The 21,619-nt window shown below is 49.3% G+C and carries 21 protein-coding genes and 1 tRNA gene; 6 read left to right on the top strand and 16 right to left on the bottom strand.

Annotated elements, in window-relative coordinates; genetic code table 11:
- The first annotated feature begins 92 nt into the window (after window positions 1-92).
- Window positions 93-1,679: a malate synthase A gene (aceB, locus tag Q0R17_RS13125; protein WP_293935744.1), complete on the top strand. Its 1,587-nt coding sequence runs from the start codon at window positions 93-95 to the stop codon at window positions 1,677-1,679.
- Window positions 1,680-1,802: 123 nt separating this feature from the next.
- On the opposite strand, the gene mltF is transcribed toward aceB, so the two are convergent.
- Window positions 1,803-3,260 (bottom strand): membrane-bound lytic murein transglycosylase MltF, encoded by a 1,458-nt coding sequence (gene mltF, locus Q0R17_RS13120; RefSeq protein WP_293935743.1) that lies wholly within the window; start codon window positions 3,258-3,260, stop codon window positions 1,803-1,805.
- Window positions 3,261-3,367: 107 nt separating this feature from the next.
- Between mltF and Q0R17_RS13115 the strand changes: the two genes are divergently transcribed.
- Window positions 3,368-3,457: transfer RNA gene (locus Q0R17_RS13115), tRNA-Ser, on the top strand.
- A 102-nt stretch (window positions 3,458-3,559) separates the two neighbouring features.
- Here Q0R17_RS13115 and pabC read toward each other — a convergent pair.
- The gene (gene pabC, locus Q0R17_RS13110) at window positions 3,560-4,411 is read right to left on the bottom strand and encodes an aminodeoxychorismate lyase (RefSeq protein ID WP_293935742.1); all 852 of its coding nucleotides are present in this window, start codon (window positions 4,409-4,411) and stop codon (window positions 3,560-3,562) included.
- A 415-nt stretch (window positions 4,412-4,826) separates the two neighbouring features.
- The gene (locus tag Q0R17_RS13105; protein ID WP_293935741.1) at window positions 4,827-6,140 is read right to left on the bottom strand and encodes an aminodeoxychorismate synthase component I; all 1,314 of its coding nucleotides are present in this window, start codon (window positions 6,138-6,140) and stop codon (window positions 4,827-4,829) included.
- 146 nt (window positions 6,141-6,286) lie between these two features.
- On the opposite strand from Q0R17_RS13105, the gene Q0R17_RS13100 reads away from it, so the two are divergent.
- Window positions 6,287-6,802, top strand: a complete 516-nt coding sequence (locus Q0R17_RS13100) for a lipocalin family protein (protein WP_293935740.1) — start codon at window positions 6,287-6,289, stop codon at window positions 6,800-6,802.
- Window positions 6,803-6,865: 63 nt separating this feature from the next.
- Here Q0R17_RS13100 and fabF read toward each other — a convergent pair whose 3' ends face one another.
- The 8 genes from fabF to Q0R17_RS13060 all read right to left on the bottom strand — a co-directional run bounded on the left by fabF (window position 6,866) and on the right by Q0R17_RS13060 (window position 13,585).
- Window positions 6,866-8,107: a beta-ketoacyl-ACP synthase II gene (fabF, locus tag Q0R17_RS13095; RefSeq protein ID WP_293935739.1), complete on the bottom strand. Its 1,242-nt coding sequence runs from the start codon at window positions 8,105-8,107 to the stop codon at window positions 6,866-6,868.
- 108 nt (window positions 8,108-8,215) lie between these two features.
- Window positions 8,216-8,455 (bottom strand): acyl carrier protein, encoded by a 240-nt coding sequence (gene acpP / locus Q0R17_RS13090; RefSeq protein ID WP_125975770.1) that lies wholly within the window; start codon window positions 8,453-8,455, stop codon window positions 8,216-8,218.
- A 162-nt stretch (window positions 8,456-8,617) separates the two neighbouring features.
- Window positions 8,618-9,361: a 3-oxoacyl-ACP reductase FabG gene (fabG, locus tag Q0R17_RS13085; RefSeq protein ID WP_293935738.1), complete on the bottom strand. Its 744-nt coding sequence runs from the start codon at window positions 9,359-9,361 to the stop codon at window positions 8,618-8,620.
- Window positions 9,362-9,471: 110 nt separating this feature from the next.
- Complete coding sequence (fabD, locus tag Q0R17_RS13080; RefSeq protein WP_293935737.1) at window positions 9,472-10,398, bottom strand: ACP S-malonyltransferase; 927 nt, start codon at window positions 10,396-10,398, stop codon at window positions 9,472-9,474.
- Window positions 10,399-10,518: 120 nt separating this feature from the next.
- Complete coding sequence (locus Q0R17_RS13075) at window positions 10,519-11,475, bottom strand: beta-ketoacyl-ACP synthase III (protein ID WP_293935736.1); 957 nt, start codon at window positions 11,473-11,475, stop codon at window positions 10,519-10,521.
- Window positions 11,476-11,485: 10 nt separating this feature from the next.
- Window positions 11,486-12,523: a phosphate acyltransferase PlsX gene (plsX, locus tag Q0R17_RS13070; protein ID WP_293935735.1), complete on the bottom strand. Its 1,038-nt coding sequence runs from the start codon at window positions 12,521-12,523 to the stop codon at window positions 11,486-11,488.
- 177 nt (window positions 12,524-12,700) lie between these two features.
- The gene (gene rpmF / locus Q0R17_RS13065; RefSeq protein ID WP_046351409.1) at window positions 12,701-12,880 is read right to left on the bottom strand and encodes a 50S ribosomal protein L32; all 180 of its coding nucleotides are present in this window, start codon (window positions 12,878-12,880) and stop codon (window positions 12,701-12,703) included.
- A gap of 183 nt (window positions 12,881-13,063) precedes the next feature.
- On the bottom strand, window positions 13,064-13,585 hold the full coding sequence (locus Q0R17_RS13060; RefSeq protein ID WP_293935734.1) for a DUF177 domain-containing protein: 522 nt from the start codon (window positions 13,583-13,585) through the stop codon (window positions 13,064-13,066).
- Between the two features lie 57 nt (window positions 13,586-13,642).
- Between Q0R17_RS13060 and Q0R17_RS13055 the strand changes: the two genes are divergently transcribed.
- Together Q0R17_RS13055 and Q0R17_RS13050 are read left to right on the top strand one after the other, a co-directional pair.
- Window positions 13,643-14,227: a nucleoside triphosphate pyrophosphatase gene (locus Q0R17_RS13055; RefSeq protein WP_293935733.1), complete on the top strand. Its 585-nt coding sequence runs from the start codon at window positions 13,643-13,645 to the stop codon at window positions 14,225-14,227.
- Window positions 14,224-14,934, top strand: a complete 711-nt coding sequence (locus tag Q0R17_RS13050; protein WP_293935732.1) for an SAM-dependent methyltransferase — start codon at window positions 14,224-14,226, stop codon at window positions 14,932-14,934. The genes Q0R17_RS13055 and Q0R17_RS13050 overlap by 4 nt, the downstream gene beginning before the upstream one ends.
- Before the next feature lie 163 nt (window positions 14,935-15,097).
- On the opposite strand, the gene Q0R17_RS13045 is transcribed toward Q0R17_RS13050, so the two are convergent.
- The 3 genes from Q0R17_RS13045 to coaD all read right to left on the bottom strand — a co-directional run bounded on the left by Q0R17_RS13045 (window position 15,098) and on the right by coaD (window position 18,202).
- Complete coding sequence (locus Q0R17_RS13045) at window positions 15,098-16,489, bottom strand: exonuclease domain-containing protein (protein ID WP_293935731.1); 1,392 nt, start codon at window positions 16,487-16,489, stop codon at window positions 15,098-15,100.
- A 169-nt stretch (window positions 16,490-16,658) separates the two neighbouring features.
- Window positions 16,659-17,600, bottom strand: coding sequence for a class I SAM-dependent methyltransferase (locus Q0R17_RS13040; RefSeq protein ID WP_293935730.1), 942 nt, complete (start codon window positions 17,598-17,600; stop codon window positions 16,659-16,661).
- Between the two features lie 107 nt (window positions 17,601-17,707).
- Window positions 17,708-18,202 (bottom strand): pantetheine-phosphate adenylyltransferase, encoded by a 495-nt coding sequence (gene coaD / locus Q0R17_RS13035; protein WP_293935729.1) that lies wholly within the window; start codon window positions 18,200-18,202, stop codon window positions 17,708-17,710.
- Between the two features lie 104 nt (window positions 18,203-18,306).
- Here coaD and Q0R17_RS13030 point away from each other — a divergent pair, with 104 nt between their 5' ends.
- On the top strand, window positions 18,307-19,419 hold the full coding sequence (locus Q0R17_RS13030) for an ABC transporter substrate-binding protein (protein ID WP_293935728.1): 1,113 nt from the start codon (window positions 18,307-18,309) through the stop codon (window positions 19,417-19,419).
- Window positions 19,420-19,663: 244 nt separating this feature from the next.
- On the opposite strand, the gene pyk is transcribed toward Q0R17_RS13030, so the two are convergent.
- Window positions 19,664-21,079, bottom strand: a complete 1,416-nt coding sequence (gene pyk, locus Q0R17_RS13025) for a pyruvate kinase (RefSeq protein ID WP_293935727.1) — start codon at window positions 21,077-21,079, stop codon at window positions 19,664-19,666.
- 275 nt (window positions 21,080-21,354) lie between these two features.
- A partial coding sequence (locus Q0R17_RS13020; protein WP_293935726.1) for a 3'-5' exonuclease occupies window positions 21,355-21,619 on the bottom strand: 265 nt, incomplete at its 5' end.

Genomic DNA, 21,619 nt, shown 5'->3' with positions numbered 1-21,619 from the left:
AACCCTCTTGGTTTTCTCCGTAAAACTTTGTGTCCTCCGTGCTCTCCGTGTTTCAAGGTTTGGGTTTTCCCTCTAAAAATAAGGGAAAGATCATGACCAACACACTAGCAGGCATTCAAGTTCTAGGGCCTGTCAGCTCGGCCTTTGCCCCTATTCTTACTCCCGATGCGCTGGCTTTTTTAGCTGAGCTGCACCGTAGTTTTGAGCCGCGCCGCCGTGAGCTGATGGCCACTCGCGTCAATCGCCAAGCCCGCATCGATGCGGGTGAAGTGCCTGATTTTTTACCCGACACCCAACATATCCGCGATGGCAATTGGAGCATCTCTGCCCTGCCCGCCGATTTGCTGGATAGGCGCACCGAAATCACCGGCCCAGTTGAACGCAAGATGATGATTAATGCGCTGAACTCCGGTGCAAAATCATTTATGGCCGATTTTGAAGACTCCAATACCCCCACTTGGGAAAACCAAGTTGAAGGCCAGATCAACGTCAAAGACGCTTACCGCAAAGAGCTCTCCTACCGCTCTGCGGACGGCAAAGAATACAAACTCAATTCAGAAATCGCCACGCTGATTCTGCGCCCGCGTGGCTGGCATTTGATGGAAAAGCACGTTGAAGTTGATGGCGAAATCATGTCGGGCTCGCTATTTGACTTTGGCCTCGCGGTTTTTCATAACCTTGAATATCGTCTAGCCCAAGGTATATCGTGTTATTTCTACCTGCCAAAAATGGAATCGCATTTAGAAGCACGGCTCTGGAATGATGTATTTACCTGGGCCGAGGCTGAGCTGGCCGCACCGCACGGCTGCATCAAGGGCACGGTACTGATCGAAACTATCCTCGCCGCGTTTGAAATGGACGAGATCCTTTACGAGCTACGTGAGCACTCGGCAGGCCTGAATGCTGGCCGCTGGGATTACATTTTTAGCTGCATAAAGAAATTCCGCGTGAATACCGACTTCTGCCTCGCTAATCGCAGCCTAATCACCATGACCGTGCCGTTTATGCGCGCTTATTCCTTGCTGCTGATCAAAACCTGCCACCATCGCAATGCGCCAGCGATGGGCGGCATGAGTGCGGTCATCCCGATCAAAAACGACGAAGCCGCCAATGAAAAAGCCATGCAGCAAGTTCTTGCGGATAAAGAGCGCGATGCCAATGATGGCTACGATGGCGGCTGGATCGCTCACCCAGGCCTTGTTGCGATCGCTCAGGCGGCCTTTGATAAGGTACTGGGCAGCAAACCCAATCAAATCAACAAGCAACGCCCTGATGTGCAGATTTCTGGCAGCGATTTACTCGATTTTCAGCCAAGCGCACCGATTACCGAAGCCGGCTTGCGCGGCAATATCAGCGTAGGCGTGCAATATTTAGCCGCGTGGATTTCCGGCCTTGGCTGCGTGCCGATTCATAACTTAATGGAAGACGCCGCCACCGCAGAAATCAGCCGCTCGCAAATCTGGCAATGGATCAGATCACCCAAAGGCGTGCTCGACGATGGCCGCAAGGTTAGCAAGGAGCTGTTCCGCCAGTGGCTTCCTGAGGAGGTTGCCAAGATCCACACCAGCGGCCGCTTTGCCAGCACGCTAGATGAAGCCGCACAGATGTTTGACGAGCTGACCACCAGCGAGGATTTTGTCGAGTTTCTGACTTTGCCGGGCTATGAGCGTTTGAAGTAAGCTTTAATCTGTAAAAAATTAAAAAGGGAGCCAAGCGGCTCCCTTTTTTAACGCTAGGTGCCTTACCCACGTGAGCGTATCGCGACTCAAGGCGTGGGCATAAAGCACCCTAAGCCGTAAGGTTTACAAAGCAGCAGTACGAACCTGCTTAGCGGCTAGCACGCGATTATTGATATTTAGTGGTAAGTTATTTGGGTTTTGCACCACAACATTCTCACTAAGTATCGGCATAGTGCTTTGCACAGGGCTTTCAAAGCGCACTAGGATGTCGTAATAAGTGCGTAGGCGTTCAACAAAAATAACCGGCTCGCCACCACGGGCATAGCCGTATTTGGCAGATTTAAAGTATTGCGGATTACGCAGCAGTGGCAGCGTGGTTTTCACGTCTACCCAGCTATCTGGGTTCTTGCCTAGCTTCACGGCCAAGGCGCGTGCGTCGAGCAAGTGGCCAAGGCCTACGTTGTACGCGGCAAGGGCCAGCCAAGTGCGATCTGGCTCAGTAATGTTTTCTGCCAAGCTGTCTTTCATGGTTTGGATATAACGCGCCCCACCTTGAATACTTTGATAGGGATCTAGGCGGTTCACACCCAAGCGCTCAGCCGTATCGTTGGTAAGCATCATCATGCCGCGCACACCCGACATTGACACTGCCTCAGGATCCCACATCGATTCCTGATAAGACAGCGCGGCCACTAAGCGCCAATCTAAGCCGGTTTTTGTTTCCGCCTCTTTAAACCACTTTTTATAGCGTGGCAAAGTGGCTTTGCGCTTATCCAAAAACGCCATCGCATCAACTTGCGCAAGGCGATTCACATGGCCGTAATATCGATCAAGTAAGCTGCGCAGCTCACCATTTTTAGCTATTTTGCTAAAAAAGCCTTGGAACAAGCCATGCAGCTCGCTATCGCCCTCAGGCACGGCCCAAGCCAACTGCTGAGCAGAGCCCATTTCACGGCTAATCGCCACTTTAGGGAAGTAATTTTGCGCAACATCAGCAGCGTGCGAATCAACCATGGCGTAGCTAAGTTGACCATTGGCCACGCGCTCAATCAAATCTTCGCTATCACCATCTTCGACGATCTGCCAATTGAGATTGGGCTTGCTGACCTTTAGCTTATTCAGCGCCATCACATACTGTGGCAAGGTGCTAATCAAAGCCTCACCCGCTGTCAGCTCAGTTAAAACACTGCTGGCGGAGCGGCTGCTTGGGTAAACCAAGACAGGTTCAATGCTTTGGTAAGCAGGCCCAAATGCCAAGCCTGCTCCTTCAAAATCTTTTTGCACACCCACCGCAAAGTGCGCTTCATGCTGCTTTAGCCTGGATAACAACTCGGCATAGCTGTTGGTCACGATAAAACGCACCTTCAGCCCATTTGCTAGTGCAAAGCGAGTAACGAGGTCGTACTCCAAGCCTGCGTAATTGCCTTCAGCATCGACATAGAGTGTGGTCGGACCGTTTTGTACCAGTACGACGAGTTCTTGTGATTCTGCCCAAGGAAGAACCTGGTTGGAAGATTGCTGCGGCATATCGCCACAACCCGTTAGGACAACTGTTGCTAGAGCCATGAGCAAATGTTTCATGCGCATCCCGTTTGTTGATACCGGCCGCATTCTGCACTAATTCCTCCCTAAAGCACAAACTTTGCTTTGCCTTGGGTAAAAATTGCGCTAGAATTCGTCTCCTCTTTGGAGAGGTGGCAGAGTGGTTGAATGTACCTGACTCGAAATCAGGCGTACTCGCGAGAGTATCGGGGGTTCGAATCCCCCTCTCTCCTCCAGAATCAGTGAAAACGGCAAGCTTTCGGGCTTGCCGTTTTTGCGTTCTGATCCGACAAGGAGCGCCAGCATAAGGCCAAGCTTCTAGTCCACCCCAGTAAAAATTACCCTTTCGGCATATCCGGCAACTCAACAATCGCAAATTTTTCTAGCTGGCGCAAGTGATTCACCGCCTTCGATAGTAGCGCCTGTGCGGGATGCGGTAGAAAATGCTTATCGCATAAATTGGCGACTGGCAATAATCCCACTAGGCTATTTGTGAGCCAAACTGCATCTGCTTTTTTGACATCATCCAGCGTTAAAGCTCGCTTTTCGACCGCAAATCCATGCTGCAATGCAGCATCAAAAACCACCTCGCACATCACTCCATTTACCCCACTTTGATCGAGTTTTGGGGTGAATAAATGGGTGTCGCATAAAACCAACACATTGCTCATTACGCCTTCGATAACCAAGCCATCTCTATCCAACATCAGCCCTTCAAAAATACTTGGATCTTGCCATTCACGCCGCGCTAAAACATTTTCTAAACGATTCAAATGCTTAACCCCTGCTAAGGCAGGTTGCCAGCTGGCTCTTGTGCTGCAAACCCGCACATTGGCCCCCTGTTGATGCAATTCTTCAGAGTAATTGGGCAGTGCAGCAAGCTGAATAATTCGATTAGGCGTCAGTGAATCCACCGCGCCATAGCCACGTGCGGTTTCACCACGAGTAATGATCATTTTAAGAGTGGCATCAATCGGTGCAAGCCGGCGTAAGTCTTCAAGCAATACCGCCTCAGCAGGACAATTAATTCCTAAGGCGGCGCAGTCTTGTTGTAAGCGTGCGTAATGTCGCTGCCAAAACTCAATTTGCCCACCTTCGCAGCGCAAGGTACGGAACACCCCGTCACCAAATTGAAACGCCCGATCAGCCATACTGATGGTGTCTTGTAGCTGCCCATTAAGCAATATCATTCTTACACCGTTAAATATAAATGGTAAGGAAGTAGCTATACGTATCAAAAGCCATGTCATACAAAGTTAATAACGTAGAACGGGTGAAACCTTTAATCGACGTTGAAAAAAACGCGGGTTTCACCCGCCCTACGATGCTTCAACACTTGCAATAGATAGATCTAAGTTAATCGCCTAGAGTTTAACGATCAAAAAATTGCCTATCAATTTAAGCAAAATGCCATTCGTAGGGCGAGTGAAACCCGCGAGTGACATTGAAAAAACGCGAGTTTCATCTGGCCTACGATGTTTCAATGCTTGCAATAGATAGATCTAAGTTGATCGCCTAGAGTTTAACGATCAACAGTGCCCTTAAATTGATAGGACTGGAGTGAAACCCACCCTAAGAAAAACAAATCCCTTTGAAAGGCAGCGCCTATTCTTGCACGCCCAAAGCACGCAGTAAGCCACGCGCTTTGTGCCGAGTTTCTTGTAACTCACGCTCAGGATCTGAATCAATCACAATCCCTGCACCGGCTCTAAAATAGAGATGATCTTGTTTTTGCAAAAAGGTACGAATCAGGATATTTAGATCCATAGACCCCTCTAAGTTGATGTAACCCAAGCTTCCCGTGTAAGCATAACGTGGCCTATCTTCTAGCTCTCTGATAATTTGCATGCAGCGAACCTTAGGGCAACCTGTAATGGTCCCGCCAGGGAACAGCGCTCTTAAGACATCTGCCGGTGTTTGGCCTGGCGTTAAAGTGCCACGGACATTGGATTCAATATGGTGCACAAAGGCGTAAGTGGCTACGGCCATCAGCTCATCCACTTTTACCGTGCCTGGGTGGCAGATGCGGCCCAAATCGTTGCGCTCTAGATCGACCAGCATAATATGCTCGGCACGCTCTTTGGGCGTAGCAAGTAGGCGCGCTTTTAGCTCGGCGTCTTCAATAGGATCGGTGGATCTAGGATGCGTACCTGCAATCGGGCGGGTTTCGACCTGATCGCCTTTTACTTTAACTAAACGCTCAGGAGATGAACTCACCACTGCGCCATGCACGCCTAAATCTAGCAGGGTTGAAAATGGTGCTGGATTACGTACACGTAGGCTGGCAAATAGCTCAGCGGGGCTTAATGGCTGGGCCAATTGCACATCCCAGCCACGGGATAAATTCACCTGAAAAACGTCACCTTCTCTTATATATATAAGGGCTCGTTCTGCGCCTTGTAAAAAGGCCGCTGGCTCGTCCTCACTAATGGATGCAACTTGGGGCAAAGCGGGTTTAAATACAGGGCATGCGGCTAGCTTTTCTGCCAACATCTCCAGCTCTTCTAAGGTTTCCGCCACTAACCAAGCTTGGCCAGAGGGGCGCTGCAATACAATGGCTGCAGGAATACGTAACAATGCCGCAACCGGAAAATCCGCTTCAAGCCGATGCGCCACGTGTGGCTCAAAGGTAGATAGCAGCTCGTAGCCTGCATAGGCAAACCACCCCCCCACAAAGGGCGCATCCGCAGGCAAATCTTCGGGACGAGCTAAATTCAGATTCAGCGGCAGTTCACGCAAATCACGGACAAAAGCATCCCCCTCATCCGCAGCATAGATACGCCGCTCCCGAGGCAGGGCAAATAAGATATCCCAACCCGCGTGGCCGCCACCTGTTTCAGCCAAAGCAGGAAAGCGTGCTGGATCACTGGCATGCAGTGCCAATAGGTCTGGAGTAGTTTGGAGAGATAAGCAGTACATAGGTCGTTTTCTAACAGAGAGAGTTGCCTTATACCTTATCACTCAGGCAAGTGATAGTGCCGGATTAAATACCCAGCAAGAATTGCAAAAACGGTTATTTTTAGCGCTAAAATAGAGTTACATTACAAAAACAGGGGAAAACAATCATGCCCTTATTTGCGGCCTTACTTGCCATCATGCTTAGCAGCAGTCTTTATGCCGAAACCACGGCCAACTCAGTCTCTTCACTTGATGTAGAGCGCTATCTAGGTCGTTGGTACGAGATTGCCAGCTTTCCTATGTATTTTCAGCGTATGTGCGTGGCAGACACCACGGCGGACTATAGCAAGCAGGGTGAAGATAAAATCACCGTGGTCAATCGTTGCCGCAAGCAAGATGGCAGCTTTGCAGAGGCCGATGGCCACGCCAGCATCGTGCCGCATAGTGGCAATGCCAAACTAAAAGTCAGCTTCTTCTGGCCATTCTCTGCAGATTACTGGGTGTTTGGCTTAGGCGATGAGTACCAGTGGGCGCTGGTGGGCAATCCCAACCATAAATATCTGTGGCTATTATCCCGCAGCCAGACCATCAGCAGCCAAGATCTCAATGACGCACTAGACATTGCCAAAGAGCAGGGGTTTGATATCAGCAAGCTCAATTACACTTTGCAGCGGGTAGATTAACGCTCTGCAAGCCGCATAAAAAAGGCTACCGAAGTAGCCTTTTTTTATGCGGGGTATTCTTAATTAAATTTTACGGAATACCAGCGTGCCATTCGTGCCACCAAAACCAAAGGAGTTAGAGATCGCAACGCCAATCTTCATATCTCTTGCGGTGTTTGCTACATAATCCAGATCACAACCACCCGCGATATCTTGCTCGAAGATATTGATCGTCGGAGGGGATACTTGGTTATGCAGCGCTAGAATGGAGTAAATCGCCTCTACACCACCCGCGCCGCCCAATAAATGGCCAGTCATAGATTTAGTTGAGTTTACCGCCAGCTTTTTAGCATGATCACCAAAGGCAATTTTCAGTGCATTGGTTTCATTAGAATCACCCACTGGGGTAGACGTACCATGTGCATTAACGTAATCCACTTCATCCGGATTCACGCCCGCATCTTTCAGGGCATTGGTCACGCCACGTGCTGGGCCTTCTGCCGTTGGCGAAGTGATATGGTAGGCGTCTGAGCTCATACCAAAACCAATCAACTCTGCGTAGATGGTTGCGCCACGTTTTTTAGCGTGCTCGTACTCTTCCAGTACCAACACACCCGCGCCCTCCCCCATTACAAAGCCATCACGGCCAGTATCCCAAGGACGCGATGCCGTAGCAGGGTCGTCATTGCGAGTTGATAGTGCTTTCATAGCCGCAAAACCACCCATGCCAAGGCGGGAAATCGCGCCTTCAGCACCACCCGCTACCATCACATCGGCATCGCCGTACTGGATGATACGAGCCGCATCGCCAATGCTATGCGCACCTGTGGTACACGCAGACACGATGCCGTAACTTGGGCCTTGATAGCCTTTCAAAATAGTCACATGGCCTGCAACCAGATTAATCAGGCAACCTGGAATAAAAAACGGGCCAATTTTGCGCGGGCCGCCTTCAAGCAAGGCAGCGCTGGTCTGCTCGATAGACCAAAGGCCACCGATACCAGAACCAATATTCACGCCAACGCGAGTTTTATCTAAATCGGCAACATCATCGAGGCCAGCATCTTTAATAGCCTGCAAGGCGGCAGCGATACCGTAATGGATAAACACATCCATACGACGTGCGTCTTTAGCCGAGATGTACTCGGTAATATCGAAACCTTTAACTTCGCCAGCAATGGTGCAAGCTAAGTCACTAGCATCGAAACGGGAAATTTGAGCGATGCCAGACTGACCAGCGAGCAAGTTTGCCCAACCAGTAGCCACATCATTGCCTACCGGCGAGACATGTCCCAAGCCAGTGACAACTACTCTGCGTTTAGACACGGGGCAGTCTCCGTAAGTTGGTTCAAGCAGGTTTGCCGAAACCAGATGGAACAAGACCCCCACAATAAACGCTTACGCGCCCATCGCAGGGGCCTCGAGAAAAACGAATTACTTGCTCAGGTTAGCATTGACAAAGTCAATGGCTTGCTGAACGGTAGTAATTTTTTCGGCTTCTTCGTCAGGAATTTCGCACTCGAATTCTTCTTCCAGTGCCATGACGAGTTCAACGGTATCGAGAGAATCGGCACCGAGGTCGTTTACAAACGATGAGTCAATCTTAACGTCTGTTTCCGGCACGCCAAGTTGCTCGGCAACGATCTTCTTAACACGCTGTTCGATGTTTTCCATGAATTTATGTCCCAAGCCTTGTCTTAATTACTAAAAAAAACGTCGGCATTCTACCAAAAAAACAGTCACAGCATACGTTTGTCGAGTAACTTCGGTGAAATGCACAACCAAAAAACCACGCTGAACGGCAAAATAACTTCTGCCTACAGCATGGATACCACGCTAATTCATATACATTCCGCCGTTTACATGCAGGGTATTGCCTGTAATGTAAGCAGCTTTATCTGACGCCAAAAAACTCACCGCATCTGCAATATCTTGCGGATTACCTAAGCGTCCTAAGGCAATTTGTTCGACCAGTTTAGCCTTTTGTTCATCAGGCAGCGACTTTGTCATGTCTGTATCAATAAAACCAGGCGCTACAGCATTCACTGTAACCCCGCGTGAACCAATCTCACGCGCCAGTGATTTAGTAAAACCAAATAAGGCCGCTTTAGCTGCAGAGTAGTTAGCCTGACCAGGATTACCTGTGGCCCCTACCACTGAAGCGATATTAATAATGCGGCCCCAGCGCGCTTTCATCATGCCACGCATCACTGCTTTGGATAGCTTATACACCGGACGCAGATTAGTTGCCATAACGGCATCCCATTCTTCGTCCTTCATGCGCATCAGCAGATTATCACGGGTAATACCGGCATTATTAACAAGAATAGTTACGGGGCCAAATTGTTGGGTAATTGAATCAACAATCGCTTCACAAGCACCCTCTTCGGTAACTTGTAAACGTAAGCCACAACCAGTGTTACCTGCTTCTTTTAAATAAGCGGTAATTGCCTCTGCGCCCGCATCTGTTGTTGCAGTGCCAATCACTACCGCGCCAGCACGCGCCAAATCAAGCGCAATCGCTTGACCAATTCCGCGTGATGCACCCGTTACCAGTGCAATTTTACCTTCAAAACTCATGCAAAAATCTCCATCAATAGCAAAAGCTACGAATCTAGGGCGGGTGCAACCCGCCGTTTTACAAAGCTTTTATGAAACATCTTGACGAATTACACCCGCCCTACAAATATTTACAACATTGCTTTTAATGTTTGCAGTGCCGCAGCATCGACCAAAGCCACTTGCTGTGCATCTGTTGCAATACGTTTATTCAAGCCTGCTAATACTTTACCTGGCCCGCACTCCGCAATCACAGTCACCCCGTCCTGCGCCATTTTGGCGATTGTTTCTACCCAACGGACGGGTTCGTAAAGCTGGCGAACCAAGGCATCTTTAATTTGTGCTGAATCGGTATATGCGGCCACATCTGCATTATGCAAGACAGGAATCACAGGCGTATTGATGACAATTGTATCTAGCTTTTGTTGCAACTTATCACTTGCAGGACGCATTAAAGCGCAATGTGACGGCACAGACACTGGTAATAACATCGCTCGCTTCGCGCCGCGTGCCTTACAAGCATCACAAGCGCGTTCTACGGCAGCCTTACTACCTGCAATCACCACCTGTCCTGGCGAGTTAAAATTAACCGCCGCAACCACCTCACCCTGAGCGGCTTCTATGCAGGCTGCGATGATTTCATCATCCGCCAAGCCCAAAATAGCCGCCATCGCCCCCGTACCAACCGGTACGGCTTCTTGCATCGCCTCGGCACGCAAACGCACTAACTGCAAGGCATCCCCAAAAGACAACGCTTCGGCAGCCACCAAAGCGCTGTACTCACCCAAGCTATGCCCAGCCAAAACGGTAGGCTGTGCGCCACCTTGCGCCAGCCAAGCACGCCACACCGCCACACCCGCAGTTAACATCAATGGCTGAGTGTTGACGGTTGCATTCAAGAGCTCAATAGGGCCCTCAGCAGCCATTTGCCATAAGTCTTGCCCTAAAATAGCCGAGGCTTCGTCAAAAGTGGCTTTCACTACCGCCAAATCTGCCCAGCCATTCATCATGCCTACCGATTGCGAGCCTTGGCCCGGAAATACAAATGCTAATGCCATTTTTTACTCCTGCATGCCATGCTAAGGGGGCCTTTATAGCCCCTTTCCGGCGCTGTAAAATTCAAACAGTTATTTTAATGCCAGATAGACAAACGGCGCATTACTGCGCCGTTATGCTGATTAAAACTGGGCAATAACAGCACCCCAGGCAAAACCACCACCAATTCCTTCCATTAGCACTTTCTGCCCAGCTTTAATCCGTCCATCACGCACCGCAACATCCAAAGCCAAAGGGATCGAGGCGGCAGAGGTATTGCCATGCTCCGCCACCGTAACCACTACTTTATCCATACTTAAACCAAGATGCTTTGCGGTGGATTCAATAATACGAATATTCGCCTGATGCGGCACTAGCCAATCAATTTCAGATTGCGCCAAGCCTGCCGCTTCTAGCGTTTGCACCGCCACATCAGCCAACGCCCTTACCGCAAACTTAAAGACCGCATTGCCTTCCATATATAGCCATGGGCTACCCGTCAAGCTGCCATATTTTACTTTGGCATCAGCTTTTAAAATATGACGATAACGACCATCTGCGCGCAATTCTGTGGCCAGAATCCCAGTTTCCTCCGAAGGCTTCAGTACCACGGCCCCCGCGCCATCACCAAACAAGATGCACGTACCACGATCATCCCAATTAATCAGGTGTGACAGCGTTTCTGCGCCAACCACCACGGCGCATTTAGCCGCACCGGTTTTAACAAATTTTTCAGCCGTACTTAAGGCATAGATAAAGCCTGCACAAACAGCCTGCACATCAAACGCCGGAAAACCATGCACGCCCAGCTTATCTTGCAAGATACATGCTGTTGAAGGGAAAATTTGATCGCCGGTGGTAGTTGCCACAATCAGTAAATCAATTTCTTCTTTAGCCACACCAGCGGCTGCAAGAGCAGCCTCAACGGCTTTTAAGGCCAAATCAGACGTCATTTCACCTTCAGCGGCAATATGGCGTTCACGAATACCCGTGCGTGAAACAATCCATTCATCGTTTGTTTCAACGCGCTCGGCCAGCTCTTGATTAGTAAGAATACGAGCCGGTAAGTAAGAACCTGTGCCAACAATGCGAGCGTACATACATAACCCCTTATTCGATGACAGTCTCTTTAGCTGCCAATTCTGCAAGCTGATCTTGAACCTGTTCGGTAATGCGTTGAATCACGCCTGAGCGCGCCTCATCCATCGCTTGTCTCAGGGCCCAATAAAAAGCCACTTTGTCTGCGCTACCATGGCTCTTCACCACGATGCCTTTTAAGCCTAATAAGGAGGCACCGTTATAGCGGCGTGGATCCACTCTAGCCTTAAAACGAGCCAATACCGGCCACGCCAAGAGCGCAATAATGCGCGTCCACCAGCTGCGGGTAAATTCTTGTTTTAAAAATTCGGCAAGCATCTTAGCTAGACCTTCCGAAGCTTTCAGTGCCACATTGCCAGTAAAGCCATCACAAGTCACCACATCCACCGAGCCGCGATAGATATCGTTACCTTCTACATTGCCCTGGAAATTAAGCCGAGATGCTTTCAGTAGCTCGGATGCTTCTTTAACCGTCTCATTGCCTTTTTGGTCTTCTGAACCAATATTAAGCAAGCCAACCGTCGGGTTTTCGATTTGACGAGTTGCCGCCACCAAGCACGAGCCCATAATCGCAAACTGCAAAATATTGTGTGGCGTACACACCGCATTCGCCCCCAGATCTAGCACGCAGGTCTCATTGCGGCTAGATGGCATCATTTTGGCAATGGCAGGGCGATCAATACCTGGAATGGTTTTAAGCACAAAGCGTGCAGTGGCCATCAGCGCGCCAGTATTACCGGCCGAAACGCAAGCACTGGCATCACCAGACTTCACCAAATTAATGGCGACGCGCATCGAAGAATCTTTTTTATTCTTCATTGCCGACTGAGGCGATTCATCCATCGTGACCACTTCGCTGGCGGCATGTACACGCAAGCGGGGGCCTACCGTGGCATGGCAAGCTTTTAATTCAACGGCAAGAGCGTCAGGCAGGCCAACGAGCACAACACTCACATGGGGAAATTCTTTTAGGAAGCGAAGCACTGCAGGCACAGTAACGTGCGTGCCATGATCGCCGCCCATTGCATCAACGGCAACGGTGATATCCATCGGGGGCTACAAGTCCTGTAAGGAGCAGGAGAGCAATATCCAAGCAAAATACCCAAGCTCAGAAGCACGCTTCAATCACAACTCCAATGAGGCACAGACTGGGGAATCCAGAACGGCGAACGGCGCAAGGGTTGCCCGCTTGCGCCGCATATTATAACCAAAAGGTTATAAAGGGAATTACTCGCCCTTAGCTTTAATAACGCGGCGACCGCGGTAAAAGCCATTTGGGGAGATGTGGTGACGCAAATGTGCTTCACCAGTCGTTGCTTCAACTGCCAGCGCTGGAGCGGTCAGGAAGTCGTGTGCACGACGCATGCCACGCTTGGACGGGGACTTTTTATTCTGTTGAACAGCCATGATGTAGCTCCTTGAAAACCAGTTTTAAATTAGAGGACACCTCTAAAAATCATATTTCCGTCGCGATACTGCGTTGCTCACAAAAAATATCGCCTTACATATAAGCAATATGCTGCATCGATATTGTTTGTTCGCGCCTTGCCTTGCTTAGAAACTACAATTTTTAGAAGCGTCCTACAGTTGTTATTCCGCTTCCCTGGTTTTCAACTGAGCCAGGACAGCAAACGGATTCGGTTTTGAATCTTTTAAAACAATACGATCTGCACCGCAGTCTTCGTGCCTAGACGCGAAAGGCAGGGCAAGCAGAATTTCATCTTCTATCAACGCAATAACGTCAAGCTCGGGATCGATAACGATGCCTTCGAGATCTTCGTCAGCGTTTTCCGCATCATTAAGATGGGCCTCGTCTGGAAACTGTACGAGAGTGCTACCCACATTAACAAAAAAGGGCATCGGCTTTAAGCAACGTTGGCAAACGAGTTGAACTTCGCCTTCCACGTCAACAAACAACCACGGCCGCTCTAACTTATCAATGCCACTAGACAACTTCCAGACCATGCTGCCCTCAGTACTAGCAAGCAGATCATGTAAGCGGCCTAATTCAGACAGCGGGATCGTACCTTCAATCTTTTCACCCTCAAGAGCGAATTGACCGCTGTGAATAACAATCATAAGGAACCAGAACGAATACAAGAAACCGCGCATGATACAATCTTGAGCACTACCCTGTCAAAGTCATTTACGTAAGAGTCTAACAAATCCATGCACTTACCTCGATTAGTCCTCGCATCAACCTCACCTTACCGCAAAGAATTGCTTGAACGCCTTGGCATTTCTTTTGAAACGGCTGCGCCAGATTTAGATGAAAGCGCCCTGCCAAATGAAACAGCGGGCGATACCAGCTTGCGCCTTGCCATTGCTAAAGCCCGCGTACTTGCTGATCAATACCCGGATAGCCTGATTATTGGCTCAGACCAAGTCGCCCTTTTAAATGGCGAGCAGCTAGGAAAACCCGGCACTCATGAGCGCGCCGTTCATCAGTTAAGCAAAATGCGCGGCCACACACTGGCATTTCATACTGCACTTTGCCTTTACAACACGGCCACAGGCCAAGAGCAGCATTGTGTAGATATTACCCGTGTCACGATGCGTGATTACACCGATGCCGAGATCGAATCCTACTTGCAGCGCGAAAAACCCTACAACTGTGCTGGCAGCGCCAAAACCGAAGGCCTTGGTATTGTGATGATTGCTGCCATCGAGGGCAAAGATCCTGCCGCCATTATTGGCCTGCCGCTGATTGAATTAATTACCATGTTAAAAAACGAAGGATTTCCACTGCTATGAGCGGCACCCTGTATTTGATTCCTGTCCCACTAGGTACAGACACACTAGCCAGCGTGATTCCGGCGGACGTACTCGCCACAGCGCAGCGCTTGACGCACTTTATTGTTGAAGCCCCTAAAACTGCACGGGCCTTTTTAAAGGAATTTGGCACCCCGCACGAGCTGCGCAGCCTGTGGATGGAAGAGCTGAACGAGCATACTAAGGAAGATGCGCTCAGTGCCCTGTTAAAGCCGCTGCTGGATGGCCACGATGTAGGCCTAATGAGCGAAGCGGGCTGCCCCGGCGTGGCCGACCCAGGTGCAAACTTGATTCGTTTAGCGCACCGTAAAGGCATTAAAGTAGCGCCACTAGTCGGCCCATCGTCGATCTTGCTCGCCTTGATGGGGGCTGGTGCCAATGGGCAGAAGTTTCGCTTTAATGGCTATATCCCAGCGCAAGACCCTGCACGCCTTGAAGCAATTCGCACGCTAGAAAACGATTCCTATCGCAATAAACAAGCCGAGCTCTTTATCGAAACGCCTTACCGCAACGGCGCTTTATTTGATGCGCTTTTACTCGGTTTAAAAGGCAGCACCCAGCTCACCGTAGCGTGTGACTTAACCACCACCAATGAGTTTATCGTCAGCAAAACAGCGGCGGATTGGAAAAGCGGTGCAAAACCTGATCTGCACAAACGCCCGACTGTGTTTGTGATTTACGCGGCTTAATACAACAAAACCCACACCTTGAACCACGGAGAAAAAGGAGAACACGGAGGGCCACGGAGAAGGATAAAAGCATCAAAAGATCCATTTAAGCGACTTATTCGCCCCAAGGTTTTCTCCGTAAAACTCCGAGTCCTCTATGCCCTCCGTGTTTCAAGATTGGGGTTTAAAGATTTACTTCACCCAGCATCTGCAAGCTTCTTACCCGTTTTTTGAATTCTTTCTGAATCAGCTTAAACACATCCAACTCAAACTTGCGTGGCTTGGCCAGCAGAGCGGGAAGTTCGGCGAGGCTGTTGATTGCGCCTAGATAGCACCATTGATCAAACACTTGCAGCACGGGCGCCCATTCCGGGCCTTCTGCAAGGGCGACTGCACCTTGGTAGGGCCATGCTGGGAATTGGTAGCGATCCATTGCCGCCGCAAAGCGGGCGTTATGCGTGAGATCGCGCCCCACGCAGGCGCCACGGCAGCGGCCTTCCAAAAAGGCCGAGCAGGGAGCCAAGGATTTTGGCTTTGGCTCCAAACCTAAAATCTGCCGACATAAGCCGTGACCATCAATCACTTTATTCAGCACATTGGCGGCTTCGCGGCGGGAACGGAAAGGGCCAAATACCGGCTCAGAGCCCACCTCGGCCCATGGTGTCCAGTACGGCTGTAATACTTGGTCTTTTTCTACCAAACGCCAAACGCCAAGCTCTTTGATCCGTCGCTGCGGCGGGTTATAGCTAGGCTCTAAACTAGACACCAAGCTGGTTTCCAGCAGTAAAGCCCCTAGCTCGCCAGAGGTTTCATGCCAAGCCAGCCGTTGGGTGCGCTTAGCCAGCTGCACTTCCTTGGGATTGCCGTCACTAAAATGCGCCAGCACCCGCTTACGAATATTGTGATTTTTACCAATATAAAGCGGGACATCATCGTGGCCATAAAAAATGTACACACCAGATGATTCGGGCAGCTCGTCAATCTGTGCAGGGTCTAGTGCCGGTGGCAGTGCGGGTTGGCGCAGTAATTCTGCGATCGCCTGATGTAATACGTCCGCGCCATGATCTTTGAGCGCCACTTCTAAAAACTGCTGCAATAACTCGGCATCGGTGAGTGCGCGATGGCGGCCACCGCTAAAAGTCAGCCCATAGCGAGCAATCAGCGCGTCTAAGCTGTGCTTGTGCTCATTGGGGTACAGCTTGCGGGAGAGCTTAACCGTACACAGCACTTGCGCCTGTAAACGCATGCCGAGGCGTTTAAATTCTTGCTTTAAAAAGCCGTAATCAAACCGTGCGTTATGCGCGACAAACACCCTTCCCTGCAGCAAATCCAAAACTTCAGTTGCAATCTCAGCAAACAGCGGCGCATCTGCCACCATCTCATTGCTGATGCCAGTTAATTCTTGAATAAACTCGGGGATGGCTTGCTCAGGATTCACTAAGCGCGACCAGCTGCGGCTGCCCTGCTCATCAATCTGCACAATGCCTACTTCGGTGATGCGATCCCGCTGAGGATTCGCCCCCGTAGTTTCCAGATCAACCAGCACAAGGGGAAAGGAGAAATAGGGATTGTTCATTGACGGGGCGTTCCAGACAAGCAAGTCAGCTTGGTATTTAAATGTGCCTAACCTTAAACCACAGAGAAAATGAGAGCACAGAGGTCACAGAGAAAATCAAAAAATCGTATTTCTCTGTGAAACTCGGTGCTCTTCGTGTTCTCTGTGGTTCAGGATTTAGCAGTACTAATTAGGGCTTCACAAATCTAAAGCACTGATGGATTTTGCGGTTTCTGAAGTCTTCCGGTACCGATTCTGCAGATACATCGGTGCACATCGGTTTAAGCCAGTCATCCAAAGTAAAGGTGCGTAGATTATTAGAGAAATACAGCACGCCACCCGGCTTTAACAGGCCCATTGCGCTTTCTACCAGCCAAGATTGATCACGCTGGATATCCAGAATACCGTTCATTTTTTTGGAGTTAGAAAACGATGGCGGGTCCATCACGATCAGATCGTAACGGATGGGTTCGCTTAAGGCTTCTGACAAAAACTCAAACACATCGGCGCGCACACGCTGATGGCGGGAGGGATCCATGCCGTTTAAAGCGAAATTACGCTCTGCCCACTCTAAATAGGTATTTGACATATCCACGGTGGTGGTATGCGTGGCTCCACCGGCTGCGGCGTAAACACTGAATGAGCCAGTGTAGCTAAATAAATTCAGAAAGCGCTTACCCTTGGCTTCGCTCATTACCTGTTTGCGCGTATTGCGGTGATCCAAAAATAAGCCGGTATCCAGATAAGCACCTAAATTCACCCAGAATTTAAGCCCGCTTTCTTCCACCACAAAGTCTTCAGACAGCTCGCCTTCCAGCTTTTCATACTGCTGCAGGCCTTTTTGCCGCTGGCGCAGTTTCAGCACCACGCTGGTTTCTGCAATATCAAACACGCTTGCGCAGGCATTGCGGATGTCTTCCAGCCATACGGCGTGGTCTTCATCGCTTTCCATCCAGCCGGTAGCCACTTCTTGCAAGTGAATACGGCCTTCGTAAAAATCAACAATGACGGGAAACTCGGGCACATCTTTATCGTACACACGGTAGCAAGTAATTCCCTGCCGGCGGGCCCACTTACCCCAGTGTTTTACATTTTTGGCAAGGCGGTTACGAAAGCTAGCGATATCAGCCATTTTTTAAAATCTTGAGCACATAAAAGCAGAAGTGTAACACCTTGCAAGGCAGGCACCGATTTTGTGCCCGCCTACACTCTGCCCCTGATCAAAATTTCAGGCGCACCCTACATCTGCGACCTTAATGCCACAAAGCGATTAAACACCGGCTCTGGCACGTATTGCTGCACCACACCTTGCCACCCCGCAGGGCCAACCAAGCCCTTCACCATGGTAGAGCTGACTTCGGCAATTTCACGCGGTGGCATTAAAAATACTGTATCAATATGCGGGGCTAAATCGGCATTTACATAACGCATTTTGCGCTCAAATTCATAATCAGCCGCTTCGCGAATACCACGCAAAATAAAATGCGCACCTTGTTCACGGGCGTAATTAACTAAAAATGAATTTTCAAATGATTCCACACGTAAAGAAGGTAAATGTGCAGTGGTTTCTCTGAGCATGGCCAAACGCTCAGCCAAGCTAAATGTGTAGGATTTATCTGGATTATCGCCAATTGCGACAATCATTTCGTCAAAAATCCGCACCCCATGCTCAATCATCCATAGATGACCATTGGTGACCGGATCAAAACTACCTGCATATACCCCTCTACGCATGGGTATGACTTCCTATATAAAAGTTTGTGCCACTATACCACCGACAAACAATAAACTAATATCCGCTATCGGTTACACCCCATAATAAAAAAGGGAGCAATGCCATGATGAAAGCCATGCTATGCATTAGCCTGCTATTAACACCATTATGCCAGGCTGAAATTGTAATTGGTCAATCTGTCCCTACTACCGGCGTTGATGCCGAAACTGGCAAAGCATTAGCACTCGGCGCAACACTTTATTTCTCTAGAGTAAATGCCAACGGCGGAATTAACGGTGAGGCAATTAATCACCAGATCAGGGATGATGGCAATGATGCAAAACGTACTATTGCCAATACCCAAGAGTTAATTGATAAGCAAAACGCAATTGCACTCGTGTCATTTTATGGCACAAATAACACCTCAGAGCTAATCAAATCTAAAACATTAGAAAGGGCCAATATAGCCTTAATTGGGGTACATTCGGGTGCCGATATTATTCGCAATCATCCCTATATATTTCATACCCGTGCGAGTTATGGGCAAGAAATAGAGCGAATAATTCAACTACTCAACACCAATTTAGGCGCAACGCAAATTGCCGTCGTTGCGCAGCGTGATGCTTATGGCCAAGCAGGCTATGAGGCACTTAATACTGCACTAGCTAAACGGCAGCTTAAATTAGCCGGTGAAAGCTGGTATGAAAAAAATACCGCTAATACCTCGCCTTCTGCTCAAGCCATGGCAAAGCTCAATCCAGAAGCGATTATTCTGGTAGCTATATCCAAACCTGCAGCCAGTTTTATTAAGAAATTTAAAGAGCTGGGTGGCACATCACAACTTTATGCGCTCTCCCCCGTGCAATTTGAAGAAGTAAATAAGCAAATTAATAGCCGCGTTTCGCATGGTTTAGGCATTAGCCAAGCCTATCCTTTTCCAAACAATACTAAGCTGGCCTTGATTCGGGAATTTCAAGAAGACGCTGCCAGTGTATTAAAAGGGGATGAGCGTCCTTCCTACGCTATTTTAGAAGGCTATCTAGCGGCCAGAATCACCGTTGAAGCCATCAAGCGAGCAGGAAAAAACCCTAGCCGTAGCAGCGTTTACAATGCGCTCAGTAGCCTAAAGAATTATGACTTAGGCGGATTTAATTTAGACTTTAGCGATAAAAAACGTCAAGGCTCTAATTTTGTAGAGCTGACAATGATCTCACCGAATGGCAGTTTGAGCCGCTAAGGATTTGCTCATGATTAACTTCCCTCCTCTGAAACACCGTCATTCCCGCGTGCCTTTGGCGGGAATCCAGCAGCGCGGCTGGATCCCCGAGACAAACATTTGGGGATGACGGTTTATTTTGTTGGGAAGTTATTTCACACCAGACCCTCAATAGCAAAGGGGCACAGTTTCCCGCGCCCCTTTGTGCATTATTTAAGCAGATAAGGCACGGCCTGCCGTGCCTCTACAATTGAGTGAGTGGCTTTTATACCGCGATAATTTGCAAGGTATTAGCACCCAAACCTGCTTGAGAACCCCAAGTCATGGCAAAGCTGTCGCCGGCATTGACGCGCTCATCACGCACCAAGGCCATTTTCACGTGGGCAATCTGTGCATCACGCTCATTGCCTACCGATTCTGGCATCAACATTGGCTGTACATGACGATACAAAGCCAGCTTGCGGTAAGTTGCAATATTTTGTGTCACCGCCATAATAGGTACGGCGCTGATATAACGTGACAGCCATAGCACCGAAGTACCCGAATCAGTCAGCGCCACAATGGCACGCATCGGCAAATGACTGGCTGCATATACTGCCGCCATAGAAATCGCCTGATCGATACGCTCTACACCTTCGGCGGTAATAAAATCATTATCGCTTTGCATATCGGCGTGTTTTTCTACTTCTTGGCAAACGCGCAGCATCGCTTCTACAGCCTCAACGGGATATTTACCCGCAGCCGATTCAGCCGACAGCATCACCGCATCGGTACCATCCAACACCGCATTAGCAACGTCAGACACTTCAGCACGGGTAGGCACTGGGCTACTGATCATGGATTCCATCATTTGTGTTGCGGTGATGGATAACTTACGCATGTGACGAGCCATTTTAATCATGCGTTTTTGTAAAGCAGGCACGGCAGCATCGCCCACTTCAACCGCCAAATCGCCACGTGCCACCATAATACCGTCGGATGCTTCTAAAATTTCTGCCAGATTGGTAATGGCTTCAGTACGCTCAATCTTAGCAATCAAGCCGGCTTGGCTACCTGCAGCCAATAACAAAGTGCGCGCCAAATGCATGTCGCTGCCACTTTTTGGGAAAGACACCGCCACATAATCAGCATTTAAGGCTGCTGCGGTTTTGATGTCTGCCATATCTTTATCTGTCAGTGCTGGAGCCGTTAAGCCGCCACCTTGACGATTGATACCCTTGTTATTAGATAAGGTACCGCCCACCAAAACCTTGGTTAAGACTTTAACACCCCTTACCGAGATAACTTCCAGCTTAATTTTGCCGTCATCAAGCAGCAAAATATCACCAGGGAAAACATCATTAGGCAGTTCTTTGTAATCTAGGCCTACATAATCCTGATTACCCAACTCACAAGCCGCATCTAAGATAAACGCAGCGCCTTTTTCTAGCTCAATCTTGCCCTGCTCAAACTTACCAACGCGAATCTTTGGGCCTTGCAAATCAGCAAGCACCGCCACAGATTGCCCAAGGCGCTCTGCAATCGCGCGAACTAAATTAGCGCGGTCAGTATGGTCTTGTGCCGTGCCGTGGGAGAAATTCAGGCGCACCATATTTACCCCAGCCACAATCAGCTGTTCCAAAACTTTAGGGTCGTTGGAGGCTGGGCCGAGGGTTGCAACAATCTTTGTGCCTCTAATCATTAGGTAATACTCCTGAATAAGGGGAAATTTGCACATCAAGGAAAATATCAAATATCGGGCGCTTGCCCATATTGCTTACTTATTTCTTGGTTTTGATCGCGATCATACCTACAAAACGCTTACTCTGCCCAAGCACATATTTTTGCTCAAGCCTATTGTGGTAATCCCCGTCAATGAAGCAGTTAAATCAAAATAGCGAAAGGTGTTTTTATCACACCAGTAAGCATACGCCATCCCAATCAGGGGAATTAGATCCAAATCAGCAAGTCTTTAGTCTACTTACCAATCCGTGCCATTAACTCGGCATTCTTCGCCTTACGCTCTTCTTTAGTCATGGCAGGCTTTGGCTTGTCTCCCGCCAAGCGCCCGCTAATAACGATGTCATCGGGAGGCAGCTCTTTTAAAAAGCGGCTTGGCTCGGTGATTTGCCACTCCCCGGCACGGCGGCGCTTGCCGCAATAGCTAATCGTTAAGCTGCGCTGAGCACGAGTAATGCCCACATACATCAGCCGCCGCTCTTCTTCTACCATATTGCTTTCG

This window comes from Iodobacter sp., from assembly GCF_025352645.1.
In the GTDB taxonomy this organism is placed as follows: domain Bacteria; phylum Pseudomonadota; class Gammaproteobacteria; order Burkholderiales; family Chitinibacteraceae; genus Iodobacter.
This window is presented reverse-complemented; position numbering and strand designations above follow the sequence as displayed.

Excerpts from the sequence above, each read along its gene's own strand:
- aceB (WP_293935744.1), top strand. The coding sequence starts at position 93 with ATGACCAACACACTAGCAGGCATTCAAGTTCTAGGGCCTGTCAGCTCG.
- mltF (WP_293935743.1), bottom strand. The coding sequence starts at position 3,260 with ATGAAACATTTGCTCATGGCTCTAGCAACAGTTGTCCTAACGGGTTGT.
- pabC (WP_293935742.1), bottom strand. The coding sequence starts at position 4,411 with ATGATATTGCTTAATGGGCAGCTACAAGACACCATCAGTATGGCTGAT.
- Q0R17_RS13105 (WP_293935741.1), bottom strand. The coding sequence starts at position 6,140 with ATGTACTGCTTATCTCTCCAAACTACTCCAGACCTATTGGCACTGCAT.
- Q0R17_RS13100 (WP_293935740.1), top strand. The coding sequence starts at position 6,287 with ATGCCCTTATTTGCGGCCTTACTTGCCATCATGCTTAGCAGCAGTCTT.
- acpP (WP_125975770.1), bottom strand. The coding sequence starts at position 8,455 with ATGGAAAACATCGAACAGCGTGTTAAGAAGATCGTTGCCGAGCAACTT.
- fabG (WP_293935738.1), bottom strand. The coding sequence starts at position 9,361 with ATGAGTTTTGAAGGTAAAATTGCACTGGTAACGGGTGCATCACGCGGA.
- fabD (WP_293935737.1), bottom strand. The coding sequence starts at position 10,398 with ATGGCATTAGCATTTGTATTTCCGGGCCAAGGCTCGCAATCGGTAGGC.
- Q0R17_RS13075 (WP_293935736.1), bottom strand. The coding sequence starts at position 11,475 with ATGTACGCTCGCATTGTTGGCACAGGTTCTTACTTACCGGCTCGTATT.
- plsX (WP_293935735.1), bottom strand. The coding sequence starts at position 12,523 with ATGGATATCACCGTTGCCGTTGATGCAATGGGCGGCGATCATGGCACG.
- rpmF (WP_046351409.1), bottom strand. The coding sequence starts at position 12,880 with ATGGCTGTTCAACAGAATAAAAAGTCCCCGTCCAAGCGTGGCATGCGT.
- Q0R17_RS13060 (WP_293935734.1), bottom strand. The coding sequence starts at position 13,585 with ATGCGCGGTTTCTTGTATTCGTTCTGGTTCCTTATGATTGTTATTCAC.
- Q0R17_RS13055 (WP_293935733.1), top strand. The coding sequence starts at position 13,643 with ATGCACTTACCTCGATTAGTCCTCGCATCAACCTCACCTTACCGCAAA.
- Q0R17_RS13050 (WP_293935732.1), top strand. The coding sequence starts at position 14,224 with ATGAGCGGCACCCTGTATTTGATTCCTGTCCCACTAGGTACAGACACA.
- Q0R17_RS13045 (WP_293935731.1), bottom strand. The coding sequence starts at position 16,489 with ATGAACAATCCCTATTTCTCCTTTCCCCTTGTGCTGGTTGATCTGGAA.
- Q0R17_RS13040 (WP_293935730.1), bottom strand. The coding sequence starts at position 17,600 with ATGGCTGATATCGCTAGCTTTCGTAACCGCCTTGCCAAAAATGTAAAA.
- coaD (WP_293935729.1), bottom strand. The coding sequence starts at position 18,202 with ATGCGTAGAGGGGTATATGCAGGTAGTTTTGATCCGGTCACCAATGGT.
- Q0R17_RS13030 (WP_293935728.1), top strand. The coding sequence starts at position 18,307 with ATGATGAAAGCCATGCTATGCATTAGCCTGCTATTAACACCATTATGC.
- pyk (WP_293935727.1), bottom strand. The coding sequence starts at position 21,079 with ATGATTAGAGGCACAAAGATTGTTGCAACCCTCGGCCCAGCCTCCAAC.